15 protein-coding genes are annotated in these 15,475 nt (G+C 69.5%); 9 read left to right on the forward strand and 6 right to left on the reverse strand.

Going from position 1 to position 15,475, the window contains the following annotated elements:
* The first annotated feature begins 49 nt into the window (after positions 1-49).
* The 7 genes from CKW34_RS11080 to CKW34_RS11110 all read left to right on the forward strand — a co-directional run bounded on the left by CKW34_RS11080 (position 50) and on the right by CKW34_RS11110 (position 8,265).
* Complete coding sequence (locus CKW34_RS11080; RefSeq protein WP_059381411.1) at positions 50-1,999, forward strand: NlpC/P60 family protein; 1,950 nt, start codon at positions 50-52, stop codon at positions 1,997-1,999.
* 171 nt (positions 2,000-2,170) lie between these two features.
* Positions 2,171-3,565, forward strand: a complete 1,395-nt coding sequence (locus CKW34_RS11085) for an AAA family ATPase (protein WP_080968168.1) — start codon at positions 2,171-2,173, stop codon at positions 3,563-3,565.
* Positions 3,562-4,521: a DUF58 domain-containing protein gene (locus tag CKW34_RS11090; RefSeq protein WP_059381412.1), complete on the forward strand. Its 960-nt coding sequence runs from the start codon at positions 3,562-3,564 to the stop codon at positions 4,519-4,521. Before CKW34_RS11085 ends, CKW34_RS11090 begins: the two co-directional genes overlap by 4 nt.
* Positions 4,518-5,498: a VWA domain-containing protein gene (locus tag CKW34_RS11095; protein ID WP_059381413.1), complete on the forward strand. Its 981-nt coding sequence runs from the start codon at positions 4,518-4,520 to the stop codon at positions 5,496-5,498. The genes CKW34_RS11090 and CKW34_RS11095 overlap by 4 nt, the downstream gene beginning before the upstream one ends.
* 65 nt (positions 5,499-5,563) lie before the next feature.
* Entirely contained in the window at positions 5,564-6,313 is a 750-nt protein-coding gene (fabG1, locus tag CKW34_RS11100) for a 3-oxoacyl-ACP reductase FabG1 (RefSeq protein ID WP_059381414.1), read from the forward strand.
* Positions 6,314-6,359: 46 nt separating this feature from the next.
* On the forward strand, positions 6,360-7,166 hold the full coding sequence (gene inhA, locus CKW34_RS11105) for an NADH-dependent enoyl-ACP reductase InhA (protein WP_016694069.1): 807 nt from the start codon (positions 6,360-6,362) through the stop codon (positions 7,164-7,166).
* A gap of 22 nt (positions 7,167-7,188) precedes the next feature.
* Positions 7,189-8,265, forward strand: coding sequence for a ferrochelatase (locus tag CKW34_RS11110; protein WP_059381415.1), 1,077 nt, complete (start codon positions 7,189-7,191; stop codon positions 8,263-8,265).
* A gap of 11 nt (positions 8,266-8,276) precedes the next feature.
* Here the strand turns inward: CKW34_RS11110 and CKW34_RS11115 are convergent, their stop codons facing one another.
* Entirely contained in the window at positions 8,277-8,957 is a 681-nt protein-coding gene (locus CKW34_RS11115; RefSeq protein WP_059381510.1) for a winged helix-turn-helix transcriptional regulator, read from the reverse strand.
* 169 nt (positions 8,958-9,126) lie between these two features.
* On the opposite strand from CKW34_RS11115, the gene CKW34_RS11120 reads away from it, so the two are divergent.
* Complete coding sequence (locus CKW34_RS11120; protein WP_059381416.1) at positions 9,127-9,957, forward strand: class I SAM-dependent methyltransferase; 831 nt, start codon at positions 9,127-9,129, stop codon at positions 9,955-9,957.
* An 18-nt stretch (positions 9,958-9,975) separates the two neighbouring features.
* On the opposite strand, the gene CKW34_RS11125 is transcribed toward CKW34_RS11120, so the two are convergent.
* The gene (locus CKW34_RS11125) at positions 9,976-10,785 is read right to left on the reverse strand and encodes a hypothetical protein (protein WP_059381417.1); all 810 of its coding nucleotides are present in this window, start codon (positions 10,783-10,785) and stop codon (positions 9,976-9,978) included.
* Between the two features lie 82 nt (positions 10,786-10,867).
* Here CKW34_RS11125 and CKW34_RS11130 point away from each other — a divergent pair, with 82 nt between their 5' ends.
* A complete protein-coding gene (locus tag CKW34_RS11130; RefSeq protein WP_059381418.1) occupies positions 10,868-11,701 on the forward strand; it encodes a DUF3097 domain-containing protein in 834 nt (277 codons plus the stop codon).
* Positions 11,702-11,713: 12 nt separating this feature from the next.
* On the opposite strand, the gene CKW34_RS11135 is transcribed toward CKW34_RS11130, so the two are convergent.
* Genes CKW34_RS11135 through CKW34_RS11150 form a run of 4 tightly spaced genes read right to left on the reverse strand, consistent with a single transcriptional unit; the run spans position 11,714 to position 15,475 of the window.
* Entirely contained in the window at positions 11,714-12,406 is a 693-nt protein-coding gene (locus CKW34_RS11135) for a hypothetical protein (protein WP_059381419.1), read from the reverse strand.
* Positions 12,403-13,353, reverse strand: a complete 951-nt coding sequence (locus CKW34_RS11140; protein ID WP_059381420.1) for an MlaD family protein — start codon at positions 13,351-13,353, stop codon at positions 12,403-12,405. Before CKW34_RS11140 ends, CKW34_RS11135 begins: the two co-directional genes overlap by 4 nt.
* The gene (locus CKW34_RS11145) at positions 13,350-14,378 is read right to left on the reverse strand and encodes an MlaD family protein (protein WP_059381421.1); all 1,029 of its coding nucleotides are present in this window, start codon (positions 14,376-14,378) and stop codon (positions 13,350-13,352) included. The genes CKW34_RS11140 and CKW34_RS11145 overlap by 4 nt, the downstream gene beginning before the upstream one ends.
* Entirely contained in the window at positions 14,375-15,475 is a 1,101-nt protein-coding gene (locus tag CKW34_RS11150) for an MCE family protein (protein WP_080968169.1), read from the reverse strand. The genes CKW34_RS11145 and CKW34_RS11150 overlap by 4 nt, the downstream gene beginning before the upstream one ends.

A 15,475-nucleotide genomic window follows, 5' to 3' on the forward strand; every position in this document is an offset into this window, starting at 1 on the left:
TCGTCTGGCCGGATGTCTCGGCCACCAGGTGCGACCGAGGGAGACGCAAGTGAGACGGTTCGGTATCCACGGAGGGATTCCGCGACGGTCGGGGCCGGACGGCACCGCCACGACGCTCACTGCAGGCCGTCGACCCGACGGACCGGCACCCGGTCGCGCCCCGCGGACGCGTACCGGCACGCTCCTTGCCGGTTTGGGGTTGGTCACAGCCGTGCTCCTCACCGTGACCACCACGGCGTCCGCCGCACCGCCCCCGCCGCCGAACCCCTCCGACGCCGAGATCGACCGCGCGGGTGCAGCGGTCGCGGCCAACATCGATCGGGTCGGGCAGCTGATCGTCCGGATCGCCGACGCGGATCAGCAGCTCGCCGAGCTCGATGCGCAGGTCGCCATCCGCCGCGAGGACGTCAACCGGGCGCTCGTCGACCTCCAGAGCGCGCGCGACGCGGCGGACCTCGCCGAGCGGGTGGTCGTGGACTCCCGCCGCGCACTCGACGACGCCGCCGACCGGATCGCCGCTGCCCAGAAGAACTTCGACGCGTTCGTCCGCGACAGCTACACCCGCGGCGCCAACTCGGTCTCCCTCGCGGCCTTCCTCGATGTCGACGGGCCCGACGATCTGCTCGACCGCGCCCAGGTCATGCGACTGCTGTCGGCCGGGCGCACCGCAGTGCTCGATGCGCTCCAGCGCGCCCGGGCCCAGGAGGCCAACTCCCATTCGCGGGCACGCGCAGCCAAGCTCGAGGCCGATGCGGCAGCGGAGGCCGCCGAGCAGCGCAGGGCAGAGGCAGAGGCCGCGATCGCCGTCGCGCGAGCCGAACTCGGTCGGCAGGCCGTCGAGAAGTCACGTATCGAGCAGGAACGTGCGAGCGCGCAGAGCGAACTCGACCGGGCCCGCGTCAACGTCGCGGGCCTCGAAGGGCAACGCGCGCAGTACCAGGACTGGGAGCGTCGCCGCGCGGCCGAGGAAGCAGCTGCCGCAGCGGCCGCAGAGGCGGCACGGGTCGCGGCGGCGGAGGCGGCCGAGCGGGTCGCCGCCGACGCCGCAGCCCGAGCGCGCGCGGCGGAACTCGCCAACGGCCGGCGCCCCCACACCCTGATCGAGGAATCTCCGTCGACCGGCGGCAGCGACGTCACCTCACCGGGTGAGGTCACCACCGAATCCGGAGCGTCGGACGGCAGTGACACCGATGCGAGTGGCCCCGATAGGAGTGACACCGACGCGAGTACGCCGGATTACACCGAGGACGTCACCGTCCCCGATTACGGCGACCGGGGAAGCGTCCTGGACGACGTTCTGGACGACACGGACAGTGGAACGGTCCCGGATTACGACGACGGTGGAACCGTCCCCGATGACACCGACGACACCGTCCCGGACGATACCGACAGCGGCACGATCCCGGACGAGGACGACGACGAGGGCACCGGTAGCGACGGTGGGATCGACTGGGACAACCCGGATCCGGGCGACCCCGTCTTCGAATCCCCGGGATCGGGCACCGGAGGATCGGGTTCCCGTCCCTCCACACCGAATTCGACGCCCAGCACCCCGTCGCGTCCGTCCGTCACCGGTCCCGCTGCGGTGGAGATCGTCATCGACCGCGCGATGTCCCAGATCGGCGTCCCGTACGCCTGGGGTGGTGGAAACGAGAACGGCCCGACCCGCGGTATCCGCGACGGCGGCGTCGCCGACGTCCACGGCGACTACGCCAAGGTCGGCTTCGACTGTTCCGGGCTGATGATCTACGCATTCGCGGGCATCGGCATCTCGCTCCCGCACTACACCGGCTACCAGTACACGGCAGGCACGCAGGTCCCGTCGTCGCAGATGAGGCGGGGCGACATGATCTTCTACGGGCCCAACGCCAGCCAGCACGTCGCGTTGTATCTCGGTGACGGACAGATGCTCGAGGCGCCGCAGTCGGGATCGTTCGTGAAGATCTCGCCGGTACGCTGGGGCGGCATGACACCGTACGTGGTGCGCATGGTGTCGTGAGGGCGAGGTTTGCCGCGGCCCTCGCACCACCGAGGAGGGGCTTCATCCGGTCGTTTCCGGGTGCCGTCTCCCGGTCGGTGCAGGGGCGACGACACACCGAGCCGGCACCTGCAATAGTGGTGCAGCAGGTGTTTCCAGCGGAGCGACGTAGGCGAAAGCGGTGGATTGTTGGTGACCTCACGCGAGGGTGGGACGTCCGGTTCGGCAACGCCGGGCAACGAGGGCGGTAACGACGGACGCAAGAACAACCAGGCTGCGGCGGGCGCCGCGCCGGCGCCGAAGGCGGCCGGCGTGAACGGTCCGGCCCCGCAGGGGTCCGGTGCGAACGCCCAACCGGCTCCGCAGGGGCCCGGTGCGAACGCCCAGCAGGGACCTGGTGCGACCGCTCAGCCGGCAGCCGGCGTGAACACTTCGCCTGCTCCGCAGACAGCCGGCGCGAATATGCGGAAACCCGGCGACGCTCCCGCGAAGGCGTACGACCCGGCCGACGACGTCCGTCTCCTCGAACGGGCCATCTACGAGGTCAAGCGTGTGATCGTCGGCCAGGATCTGCTGGTCGAGCGGATGCTCGTCGGTGTGCTCGCGCGCGGGCACGTGTTGCTCGAAGGCGTTCCCGGCGTCGCGAAGACGCTGGCCGTCGAGACCTTCGCGAAGGTCGTCGGTGGATCGTTCTCGCGCGTGCAGTTCACTCCCGACCTCGTGCCGACCGACCTCGTCGGTACCCGCATCTACCGGCAGGGACGCGAGGAGTTCGACACCGAACTCGGACCCGTCGTCGCGAACTTCGTGCTCGCCGACGAGATCAACCGCGCCCCGGCGAAGGTGCAGTCGGCGCTGCTCGAGGTGATGGCCGAACGCCACGTCACCATCGGCGGCAAGACCTTCCCGATGCCCGAGCCGTTCCTCGTGATGGCGACGCAGAACCCCATCGAGAACGAGGGCGTCTACCCGTTGCCGGAAGCGCAGCGCGACCGCTTCCTCTTCAAGGTCCTCGTCGATTACCCGACGGTGGAGGAGGAACGCGAGATCGTCTACCGGATGGGTGTCGCCGCTCCCGAACCGAAGCAGGTGCTCGACAACGAGCAGCTCCTGCGCCTGCAGAAGATCGCCGGACGTGTGTTCGTGCACCACGCGCTCGTCGACTACGTCGTGCGGGTCATCTTCGCGACGCGTCGGCCCGCCGAGCTCGGCCTGCACGACGTGCAGGGCTGGATCGCCTACGGTGCCTCGCCTCGCGCGACGCTCGGCATCATCTCCTCGGCGCGTGCCCTGGCGCTCGTGCGCGGCCGCGACTACGTGGTGCCGCAGGACATCGTCGACGTCATTCCCGATGTGCTCCGTCACCGCCTGGTGCTGTCCTACGACGCGCTCGCGGACGATGTCTCCCCGGACCAGATCATCACGCGCATCCTGCAGACCGTGGGTCTTCCGCAGGTCGCCCCGCAGGCCAACGCACCCGTACCGACCGCGACTCCCGGCCCGGCGCCCGCGGATCCGCGGGCCGTTGCCGGTCAGCAGGCGCCCGTCGGTGCACCCGGTCCGCAGGGAGGTGCGGGCGCGCGGTGAGCACACGTCCTCACGACGGGTCGCCACCGCGGTTCCGCTCCGGTGAACTGCGCGATCCCGCGCTCACCGCCGCGCTCCGCACCCTCGAGCTCACCGTGCGGCGCCGTCTCGACGGCGTCCTGCACGGCGACCACCTCGGTCTGATCCCGGGCCCGGGTTCCGAACCGGGGGACGCCCGCGAGTACCAACCGGGCGACGACGTGCGGCAGATGGACTGGTCGGTCACCGCGCGCACGACGCACCCGCACGTGCGGCAGACGGTCGCCGACCGGGAACTCGAGACGTGGCTCGCGGTCGACCTGTCGGCCAGCCTGGACTTCGGTACCGGCATGTGCGAGAAGCGCGACCTGGCGATCGCAGCGGTGGCCGCGCTCGCACATCTGACCACCGGCGGTGGAAACCGGATCGGCGCGGTGATCTCCACCGGCAGCGAGACGATCCGCGTCCCCGCGCGCGGCGGACGGCTGCACGCCCAATCGTTGCTGCGTACCGTCGCGACCACCCCGCACGCACCCGACGGGACCCGTGGCGATCTCCAGGGGCTCGTCGAGTCGCTGCGACGTCCTCAGCGCCGCCGCGGTCTGGCTGTCGTGGTGAGTGATTTCCTCGGTCCGCTCGACTGGGAGCGATCCCTGCGGGCGCTGTCCGGCCGGCACGAACTGCTCGCCGTCGAGATCATCGACCGCCGCGACCTCGAACTGCCCGATCTGGGCGACGTGGTGCTGCACGACCCGGAGACGGGCCGCACCCGCGAATTCACGACCACTCCCGAACTGCGGGCCGATTACGCGCAGGCCGCCGCCGAACATCGCGCGGCCGTGCACCAGGCGCTGCGCAGTTCCGGTGCACCCGTGCTGACGTTGCGCACCGACCGCGACTGGATCGGCGACGTCGTCCGGTTCGTCGCGGCCCGGCGACACAGCTTCGGCGCACCCGCACGGCAGGGGGGACGATGAGCCTGTCCGGTTTCACCTCACCGTGGTGGTTGCTGCTGCTGTTCGTCGTCGCTGCCCTCGGCGGCGCCTACGTGCTGGTCCAACGCCGGCGCCAGACGAACACGCTGCGCTTCACCAATCTCGAGCTGCTCGAGAAGGTCGCACCCGCCCGCCCGGGACGCGCCCGGCACATCCCCGTCGCGTTGTTGCTCGTCGGCCTCGTCTTCCTCACCGTGGCGCTCGCCGGCCCGACCGCCGAACAGCGGGTGCCGCGCAACCGGGCCACGGTCGTGCTCGTCATCGACGTGTCGTTGTCGATGGAGGCCACGGACGTCGCACCCACGCGACTCGCGGCCGCGCAGGAGGCGGCCAAACAGTTCGCCGACGACCTGACGCCCGGCATCAACCTCGGTCTCGTCGCATTTTCGGGGACCGCCTCGGTCCTGGTCTCGCCGACCACCAATCGGGAGGCGACCAAGTCCGCGATCGACAACCTGCAGTTGAGCGAGCGCACCGCGACCGGTGAGGCGATCTTCACGGCGATGCAGTCGATCGACACGCTCGCCGCCGTGCTCGGCGGCAGCGACCAGGCGCCGCCCGCGCGGATCGTGCTGCTGTCCGACGGCAAGCAGACCGTCCCCGAGAGTCCCGACGATCCCCGCGGTGGGTTCACCGCGGCGCGACAGGCGGCGGAGAAGGGGATTCCGGTCTCGACCATCTCCTTCGGCACCCAGACGGGCACCGTCACCATCGAGGACGATCGGATCCCCGTGCCCGTCGACGATCCGTCGCTCAAGGAGATCGCGAACCTCTCGGGTGGGAGTTTCTTCACGGCCGCCAGCCTCGAGGAACTCGAGGACGCCTACAACACGCTCGAGGAACAGATCGGTTTCGAGACGACCCGTGGCGATGCCAGCCGTCCGTGGCTCATGCTCGGAGCGCTGTCGGTGATCGCGGGGCTCGGCGCGGCCATGGTGTTGCGCCAGCGGCTGCCCTGATCCACCTTGTGCACGCTCACTGAGCGTTTTCCGTACCGGACCGGCCACCAGATAGGTTGGAATGCATGACTGACGCAGAAAGTGCCGCAGCGTCCACGCGCGCGGGTGTCACCCCCCGATCCGTCCTCGTCACCGGCGGAAACCGCGGAATCGGCCTCGCCGTCGCCCGTCGCCTGCAGGCGGACGGCCACAAGGTCGCCGTCACCCACCGCGGTTCGGGCGCGCCCGACGGCCTGTTCGGTGTGCGGTGCGACGTCACCGACGCCGACTCGGTCGACGCCGCGTTCAAGGAGGTCGAGGAGCATCAGGGCCCCGTCGAGGTGCTCGTCGCGAACGCGGGCATCACCGACGACACCCTGCTGATGCGCATGACCGAGGACCAGTTCAGCTCGGTGATCGACGCGAACCTCACCGGCGCCTTCCGGTGCGCCAAGCGCGCCAACCGCGCGATGCTCCGCGCCCGCTGGGGTCGCATGATCTTCCTCGGCTCCGTCGTCGGCCTCGCCGGCCAGGCCGGCCAGATCAACTACGCGTCCTCGAAGGCCGGCATCATCGGTCTCGCCCGCTCGGTCACCCGCGAACTCGGTTCGCGATCGATCACGGCCAACGTCGTCGCTCCCGGCTTCATCGAGACCGACATGACCGCGGATCTGTCCGACGACCTGCGCGACACCGCGAAGAAGTTCATCCCGCTGCAGCGACTCGGCAAGCCCGAGGACGTCGCAGCCGTCGTCAGCTTCCTGGCCTCCGACGACTCCGCCTACGTCTCCGGCGCCGTGATCCCGGTCGACGGCGGCATGGGCATGGGCCACTGACGGTCTCGCGACCACATCCGAATCTCACTGGAGGACCGACACACTCATGGGCGGACTGCTCGAGGGCAAGACCATTCTCGTCACCGGCATCATCACCGATGCCTCGATCGCCTTCCACACCGCGAAGGCCGCGCAGGAACAGGGCGCGAAGGTGATCATCACCGGCTTCGAGCGACTCCGGTTGATCGACCGGATCGCACAGCGTCTCCCGCAGCCGGTGCCGCCGGCGATCAGCCTCGACGTGCAGAACCAGGAGGATCTCGACGGTCTCGCCGACAAGATCCGCGAACTCGCACCGGAGGGGATCGACGGTGTCGTCCACTCCATCGGCTTCGCACCCCGGTCGTGCCTGGGCAGCCCGTTCCTCGACGCGCCGTGGACGGACGTCGCGGTGGCGCTCGAAGTGTCGGCCTACTCCTACGGCGCGCTCGCCAAGGCCGTCCTGCCCGTCATGAACGAGGGCGGTTCGATCGTCGGAATGGACTTCGACCCGTCCCGGGCCGTTCCGTTCTACAACTGGATGGGTGTCTCCAAGGCGACGCTCGAGTCGGTCAACCGCTACGTGGCCAAGGAGGTCGGCCCGCGCGGTATCCGTTCGAACCTCGTCGCCGCCGGCCCGATCAAGACGCTCGCCGCCAAGGCCATCGCGGGCGACGCGACCGGCCCGGGCGCGGAGATGAACCGACTGAACGAGGGTTGGTCGGCCGCGTCCCCGATCGGCTGGGACGTCGACGATCCGACGCCTGTGGCGAAGACCGTGTGTGCGGTGCTGTCCGACTGGCTACCCGGGACCACGGGATCCATCGTCTACGTCGACGGTGGCTTCCACTCCCAGGTCGGCTTCGGTAGCTGACCGCACCACGGAAGGCACTTCCATGACGAACACCCCCGGGGCGTACGACGCGCTGCTGCTGCTGTCGTTCGGCGGACCGGAAGGACCCGACGACGTGCGGCCGTTCCTCGAGAACGTCACCCGCGGACGTGGGATCCCGCCGGAACGACTCGACGAGGTCGCGCAGCACTATCTGCACTTCGGGGGTGTCTCGCCGATCAACGCCCTGAACCGGGCGATCATCGACGACGTCCGCGCCGAGTTCGACACGCACGGTATCGATCTGCCGATCTACTTCGGCAACCGCAACTGGCATCCCATGGTCGAGGACACCGTCGCGCGGATGCGCGACGACGGGATCCGTAACGCCCTGGTGTTCGCGACCTCCGCATGGGGCGGCTACTCGGGATGCCGGCAGTACCACGAGGACATCGCCCGGGCGCGGGATGCCGTCGAGAACGCGCCCCGGCTGACGAAGCTCCGGCACTTCTACGACCACCCGTTGTTCCTCGACGCCGTCACCGACGCCGTGCGCGCCGCCCGCGTCGAGCTCGCCGACGAGGTGCGCGATTCCGCGCGTGTGGTGTTCACCGCCCACTCCGTGCCGACCTCCTTCGACGCGACCGGTGGTCCGCCGGAGGAGGGTGGCCGTCTCTACAGTCGGCAGGTCGCCGAAGCGGCGCGGTTGGTGGCCGAGGCTCTCGGCGAGGACGACTACGACCTGGTGTGGCAGTCGCGATCCGGTCCGCCGCAGGTGCCGTGGCTCGAGCCCGACATCGTCGACCACATCGACGCCCTGCACGAACGGGGGGTCCGCGCCGTCGTGGTCGTGCCGGTCGGATTCGTCTCCGATCACCTCGAGGTCGTGTGGGATCTCGACACCGAGGCCCGCGACCGTGCGGCCGAACTGGGCATGGGCTTCTCGCGTGCGGCGACGGCCGGAACCGACCCGCGCTTCGCGCAGCTGGTCCGCGAACTCGTCGAGGAACAGCGCGAGGGGGTCACCGCTCGCCGCTGCGGCACCGAACCGCTGCTCGGGTCCGCGTGCAACGGGAGCCTGTGCGCCGTGGGATGCTGCGAGCCGCCGAAACGCCCGTCCCGGCCGGCCGCGAACCGATAGATCCCCCCGCCTCACCGGGTGGCGTGCCCGGCCGGTGAGGCCAGAGGAGAGTCGAACCAGCGCGGCAGAGACCGGCGCAGAGCGCTCGGACCGTCGACGACCACGGCGCCCGAACGTAGTGCGTCCGGCCAGGTGGCTTCGCCACGCCAGATCTCGGTCAGCTCCCGCATCCCCGCCGTCACCCGGATCGAGACCTCGAATCCCGGATCCTCGTCGCACACGTCGACGTCGTGCGGCGTGATGACCATCCACCACCGGCGCGACGCGTGGGTGACCGCGGGGAAGACGAACTCCACGACCACCCTGGAGTCCGGCAGCGCCGCGTGGTCGACGTGCCGGTGCATGTCCCACATCAGCAGCCGCGGATCGAGGTCGACGTCGCCGAGCTTCCCGGTCCACCGCGTACCCCAGGCACCGAGTGCGTCGACGACGGCCTCGAGATCGCGTCCCGCGGGTGTGAGCACGTATCGGACGTCGGCCCCGTCCTCGAGACGCCGCACGATGCCCGCTGCCGTGAGCTGGTGCAGTCGCTTCGACAGCAAGGTCGGCGACATACGGGGCAGGCCGCGTCGGAGATCGTTGAACCGTTCGCTGCCGAGCACGAGTTCGCGCACCACGAGCAGCGTCCACCTCTCGTCGAACAGTTCCATCGCCTTGGCGACGGGACAGAACTGGTGGTAGGGCGGGCCCATGATCGGATCGTAGGCCGGTCGGACCGCGGTGACCAGCACGAATGTGCGGCCGTGCAGTACAGATTGTGTACTGGAGGACACTGCGCCCGCGTTCCTACAGTCGATCTGTGACCCGGACCGCCTCTCCGACGGCGCCGACGCCGGGTCCCTCGACAGGAGGAATCCTCTGATGACCGACATCTCGACGACACACGACGCCGATCTCGCCCTGAAGGCCAAGCACCGGGCGATGTGGGCCCTCGGCAACTATCCGGCGGTGGCGACCGAGGTCATCGCCGAACTCGGCCCCACTCTCGTGGCCGCCACCGGAATCGGTCCGGACGACCGCGTCCTGGACATCGCCGCCGGATCGGGCAATGCATCGATCCCCGCCGCGCTCACCGGTGCGACGGTGCTCGCGACCGACCTGACCCCGGAACTGTTCGAGGTCGGCCGCCGTGACGCCGAAGCGGCAGGTGCGACGCTCGACTGGCAGGAAGCCGACGCCGAAGCGCTCCCGTTCGACGATGCGAGCTTCGATGCCGTGATCTCCTGTGTGGGAGTGATGTTCGCGCCCCATCATCGGGCCGCCGCCGACGAACTGCTTCGGGTGACCCGGCGGGGCGGACGCATCGGCCTACTGAGCTGGACCCCCCGCGGCTTCATCGGGCAGATGTTCGCGACGATGAAACCGTATGCGCCACCGCCTCCGCCGGGTGCACAGCCGCCGCCACTGTGGGGCGACGAGGTGCACGTGCGCGAGCTGATCGGCGACCGTGTCACCGACCTGCAGGTACGCACCGACAATCTGCGCGTCGAACGCTTCGCGACCGGAGAGGACTTCCGCGAGTTCTTCAAGTCCGCCTACGGTCCCACGATCGCGGTGTACCGCAACATCGCGGACGACCACGAACGGGTCGCTGCTCTCGATCTCGACCTGCTCGAGCTCGCTCAACGTCACGATCTCGGTGGAGGAGCTATGGATTGGGAGTATCTGCTCGTCACCGCGCAACGGAGTTGATGCGCACTGCCGCCGCGGTCAGTGATGGTGCTCGGCCCGCAGAGCCGCCGCGACCGCACCGGTGCGGGCCTCGCGCACCGCGGCCCACAGGGGCTGCAGCGCACCATCGCGACCGGTGGTGGCGGACGCCGAACCGGCCCGCAGACCCCCTCCGCGGCCGGCCACGGTGAGGATTGCCGCGACCTGGTCGGCGGTGTCCAGCACGCGCACGGCACGTGGGGGCAGTGACGGGGGGTAGCGGTGCCGGGCGAGCTCGGCGGCCTCCTCGGCGATCTCCGCCCGCGGATCGGCGCGGCGACCGTCCGTTCCCACCGTCGGGATCCCGCTCAACGCGGAGGCGGCCTCACGCACCGCCTCTCGGATCGCGAACTCGGCCGCACCGAGACCACCGTCGACGGCGATCTCGGGGACCGCCGGCAGCGTGAAGACGTTCCACCGCAGGACGTCCGGGCCTTCGATCACGGGCACCAGACCCAGTCCGGGGGCGCCGGGCGCTCCCACCACGACGCCCTCACCGGCCGCGAGCGCCGCGGAGGCGAAGGCTGTACCGGCGGGCAGTGCGCGGACGTCGCCCGGGGCGGGAAGGACGAGATGCAGACCGGCGCCGGCGGCGGAGTCGACGCGGCGGATCAGGGTGAGCAGCAGGGCGGCACCGTCGGCCACACCCCGGTCGGGCAGACCCGCCGCGGAGGCCGTCGCCGCGTCGTGGGCACCCACGAGATGCATCGGCGCCCACTCGTGCAGCGCATCGATCACATCGTCGGGTGAGGCGTGACCGGACAGCCAGGACCCCGCCCACACGGTCAGCGTCAGGCTCGGAGAACTCACCCCGAAAGCATACGGCGACCCGGTGCAGCGGTCCGGCGTGGCAGCGTGAGCGGTCCCGCGCGATGTCCTAGGGTCGACTGGCGTGAGCCCACGCGATATCTACGGCGGCGACATCTATGCCGGTCACGCCCGCACCAAGAAGAAGGCCGTCCCCGAACTCGCGGCGGAGCGCGGTGTCGTCGTCGAGGACGCCGCATCCGGTTGGTGCGGCGCGATCGTGGGGATCGAGAAGACCTACGACGGCGACTTCGTGCGGCTCGAGGACGCACAGGGGCGCACCCGGTTGTTCGCGATGCGCCCTGCGGCCTTCCTGGTCGACGGAGCACCCGTCACCCTCGTCAAACCGAAGATCCGTCCCGCCTCCGTACCGACGAGATCCGCCTCGGGGTCCACCCGGGTGGACGGTCTGCGCGCACGCGTGGCGCGGGGGAGCCGGATCTGGGTGGAGGGCGTGCACGACGCCGCCCTCGTCGAACGGGTGTGGGGGCACGACCTGCGGGTCGAGGGCGTAGTCGTCGAACAACTCGAAGGCCTGGACAATCTCGGTGTCCGGCTCGCCGAGTTCGAACCCGGCCCGGGTCGGCGGGTCGGTGTCCTCGCCGACCACCTCGTCACCGGGTCCAAGGAAGAGCGCCTCACCGCGAATCTCGGTCCGCATGTGATGGTCACCGGCCATCCCTACATCGACGTGTGGCAGGCGGTGAAGCCGAAGGCCGTCGGCATCGACGCCTGGCCCACCATTCCCCGAGGCCAGGACTGGAAGACCGGTGTCTGCCGAGAACTCGGCTGGGGCACCCCGCAGGACGGCTGGCGGCGCGTCTACAACGCCGTGAACTCGTTCCGCGATCTCGAATCGCACCTCATCGGCGCCGTCGAGCGCCTCGTCGACTTCGTCACCGAACCCGACGAGGGCTGACCGACCGGAAACTCAGCGGCCCCCGTCCGCCGGCGCCGGCGCAGGTTCCGGCTCCCCGGTGCCGCCCGGCAGGCCGGTGCCCACCCCGCCGACGTCGGTGATGGTCCAGTCGGACGCGCGGTCCATCGTCACCGTGTAGGTCGCGGTGGCGGCGACACCGTCGGGTGTCTGCTTGCTCGTCGAGATCATGTCGACGAAGACCTGCACGACGAAGGTGTCGCCGTCGTTGCTCGCCACCTCGGCGGCGAGCAGACGGGCATCGGCGGTGTACTCCATCTGCGTCAGCCACGGAGCCACGACGTCCACGGCTCCTTCGAGTTTCGGTGCGAGTTGCTCGCTGACGCCGTCGGTGAGCGCCGCCCGCCAGGCGTCGAGGTCACGGAAGTCGACCTCGGAGACGCTCAGCGCGTAGTCGGAGGCGACGGCTTCGGCCTCGGCCTCGGTGTCGAGCCGGCTCTGCAGGGCCTGCAGCTGCTCGGACGAGTCGTCGGTCGCCCACAACACCCCGAAGGTCACCGCGGCGACGACGGCGAGCACCGTGACGACCGCGAGGGCACGCACCGACGACCACCACGGACCGCGGCTTCCCGCCTCGGTGGCAGTGGAGGTGGAGGTGGAGGTGGACGTGGAGGTGGCCTGATCCTGTTCGGTGAAACCGGTGTTCGAGGGGCCGGTGTTCGACATGACGCTGTCTTCCTTCTTCATCGGGGTACGTTCACGGTGAATCGGACACTGTCGCCCGGCATGGTCGCGATGGCCTGTTCGAGCAGGGTACCGAGATCCATCCGGCCCACCACGGAACCGGTGGCCTGGGTGACCGGGCGGAGCGCGACGCCGATCGCACCGAGTTCGGGCGCGAACCGCCGGAGGAAGTCGGCGAGTTCGATCTCCTCCTCGCGCCACGAGCCGAGGATCTCCTCACCCTTCAGGACCGAGGACCCCTCGAAGAGGTACTCGTACGAGACACCGAGCGTCTCGCCGAACCGATCCAGCATGGGAGGTGCCGCGACCATCGCGGGCCGGACCCAGTCGACATCGCCCATCATCCACATCAGGTCGCTCAATACCGTTTCCAGCGATCCCTCGTGCCGGGTCAGGGTCGACAGCAGCAGCTCGGCCCCACGTCCCGCCGCAGGCATCGTCTCCTCGAGACCCGCAACCGATTCGGTGAACGTCGCGACGAGCTCGTTCAGCGATTCGGCGTCGGTCTGTTCGAGCAGTTCCGAGGTGGTCGCGAGCAGATCGGGGACCGAGATGGGCAGCTCGACGATCTCGGTCAGGTGGGCGCCGTCCTCGAGATAGGGCCCCTCGGCCGAGGCCGGTAGGAACGAGAACACCGGTTCGCCCAGCGACGACAGGTTCTCGACGCGCATCGTGCTGTCGACGGGGATGCGGTGTTCGGCCTCGTAGGAGATGTTCATGCGGACGAAACCGTCGAGGTTCTCCATACCGTCGACCCGCCCGATGTTCACCCCGCGGTAGACGACGCTCGATCCGGTGCGCAGTCCTGCCGCGTCGCGCATGTCCACCACGGCGTGCGCGCGGGGCCGGGTCGGATCGATCTGCAGCACACCGACGACGAGATACCAGGTGCCCAGGATCATCACGAGGACCAGGGCGAGTGCGGACATCCAGGCCGGGATTCGGGTCACGGGATCGCTCCGATCATGCGCAGGAGAACCAGTCCGTCGGCCGCCGGACTCCCCTCGTTACCGGCGATGGTCACCTCACGGATGTCGATGCCGGGTTCGAGCAGGAAGGGGACGAGCTTCTCGTCGACGAGTTCGACGAGTTCTGCTGCGTTGCCGCGCAGTTCGGCGGCGCTCGGCGACGGTTCGCGCAGCAGCGGTGTGAGGATCTCGAGGTTGTCGTTGATGTGCGGGAGGCGGGGGATCAGCCATTCCAGGCCTGTGACCATGGTGTTCACGTCGATGACGATGTTGAGCACGGCCTCCATGAAGTACGGCACCCGGTCGAGACGTCGTCGCGCGGTGTCGGAGAACAGGAACCCCACGTCGTCGCGAGCGGCATCGAGCCGTTGGGACAGGTCCTCCGTCGCGACGACGATGCGATCGATCTGGTCCAGGTTGGCCGCTGCGTCGCTCAGATCATCGGAGACGACCGCCGACAACTCGCGGGTCTCCTCCGTGTCCTCGGGCAGCACGTCGTTCAGTCGCGCGAGCGAATCCTGCAGGCGGGTCAGGCTTCCGCCGTTGACGAACATCGCGATCCGTTCGAGCATGTCCTCGATCTGCGGACCCGGGTCCGTGTCCCGCAGTGGGATCGTGTCGCCGTCCTGCAAGGGCGCACCGCTGCCGTCCTTCGGCGGGAGCAGAGCGATGTAGATGTCGCCCAGCACTGTGTTCTGCCGCAGTTCGGCGCGGGTGCCCGCCGGCACGACCACCGACTCGCGTACGTCGATCCGGGCGACGGCGCTGTGCGGTTCGAGATCGATCGCCCGCAAGGTGCCGACGGAGATGCCTTCGGAGCGGACGTCCGCCCCGGCCGGCAGGCTCAGCAGCGATTCGAATTCGAGGTTCAGCCGGTAGGTCGGGCCGCGCACCCCGGACCCGGGCAGCGCGTGGTCGCTGGGATCGAAACTGCATCCGCACAACGTCACCAGAGCGGTGAGGACCGCACCGATGAGAAGGCGGGACGGGAAGAACGAACGGGTCACGGCGTTGCTCCGATCGTCGACAGGACCAGCTGGGGCAGCGGCACCGACACCGAGCGGGAGGACACCACGGTGCAGCTGTCGGGTGCGATCTGCTCGAGCGCCGTGCAGGTCAGCGCGGCGTCGGGAGCCGGCACTTCGGCACGGGCTGGGTCGAGTTCGAGGGCGATCGAGCCGGGACGGGTCTGCACCATGGTCTCGAGCATGGTGATCGTGCCCGGAATGGTGGCGAGCAGTTCGCTCGAGCTTTCCGCCTGCGTGCGCAGCATCGTCAGCGTGGGCAACGTCGAGTTCAGGGCGTTCATCAGGTACGGGAAGTGCTCGTTGAACAGCCGGTCGAGCGGTCCGACGGCCAGTGACAGCTTCTCGACGAGGATCTTCGCCACGACGAGCATCTGCTCGATGCCGGCCAGGCCCGGAGCGAACGTCCGGATCGTGGACTCGACGTTCTCCCAGTCGCCGGTGAGCAGGGTCGTCATCTCGGCCGAGTTGTCGAGGACCTGTCCCAACTGGTCCATGAAGTTGTCGGGGGAGGACAGCAGGTCTGCGAGGTCGCGCAGTTCGCGGTTGAGCGTCGGCCCCAGGTCTTCGAACTCGCGGCCCGCGTCCTTCAGCGCGGATTCGAGCGGCGCGGTCCCGTCGGGCCCGCGCTCGGTCATCTGACGCACGAGCTCGGAAAACGAGCCGAGCGCATCCGACACGCTCACGGGGGTACGGGTGTGCGCCGTGTCGATGCACGTCTCCGGAGACAGGGTCGGTCCGGGCCGGGGATCGGCGTCGACGAGTTCGAGCCTGCGGTCGGTGAGGATGGACGCGTTGGTGATCACCGCACCGGTCTCGGCGGGAAGTTCGCGGTCGCCGACGGTCATGTCGACGCGCACGCGCGCACCGTCGGGTTCGATCCGGTGCACGGTCCCGACCGAGATGCCGCGGATGGTCACCGGGGAACCGGGGTAGAGGCCGTAGGAATCCTCGAAGTACGCGCAGATCGAGGTGTCGTCCCCCGAGGTCGCGGCGAAGGCGGTCGCGCCGGCCACGGCCAGCGCCACGACCGTCACCGCGGGAACGAGTCGTCGTGTATTCGTTGTCGGTGTTCGCAC

The sequence above is a fragment of the Rhodococcus rhodochrous genome, assembly GCF_900187265.1.
GTDB lineage: Bacteria > Actinomycetota > Actinomycetes > Mycobacteriales > Mycobacteriaceae > Rhodococcus > Rhodococcus rhodochrous.

Bases quoted from the DNA above. Each gene is read 5' to 3' on its own strand.
- fabG1 (WP_059381414.1), top strand. From the start codon at position 5,564: ATGACTGACGCAGAAAGTGCCGCAGCGTCCACGCGCGCGGGTGTCACC.
- inhA (WP_016694069.1), top strand. From the start codon at position 6,360: ATGGGCGGACTGCTCGAGGGCAAGACCATTCTCGTCACCGGCATCATC.
- CKW34_RS11120 (WP_059381416.1), top strand. From the start codon at position 9,127: ATGACCGACATCTCGACGACACACGACGCCGATCTCGCCCTGAAGGCC.
- CKW34_RS11135 (WP_059381419.1), bottom strand. From the start codon at position 12,406: ATGAAGAAGGAAGACAGCGTCATGTCGAACACCGGCCCCTCGAACACC.
- CKW34_RS11115 (WP_059381510.1), bottom strand. From the start codon at position 8,957: ATGGGCCCGCCCTACCACCAGTTCTGTCCCGTCGCCAAGGCGATGGAA.
- CKW34_RS11095 (WP_059381413.1), top strand. From the start codon at position 4,518: ATGAGCCTGTCCGGTTTCACCTCACCGTGGTGGTTGCTGCTGCTGTTC.
- CKW34_RS11110 (WP_059381415.1), top strand. From the start codon at position 7,189: ATGACGAACACCCCCGGGGCGTACGACGCGCTGCTGCTGCTGTCGTTC.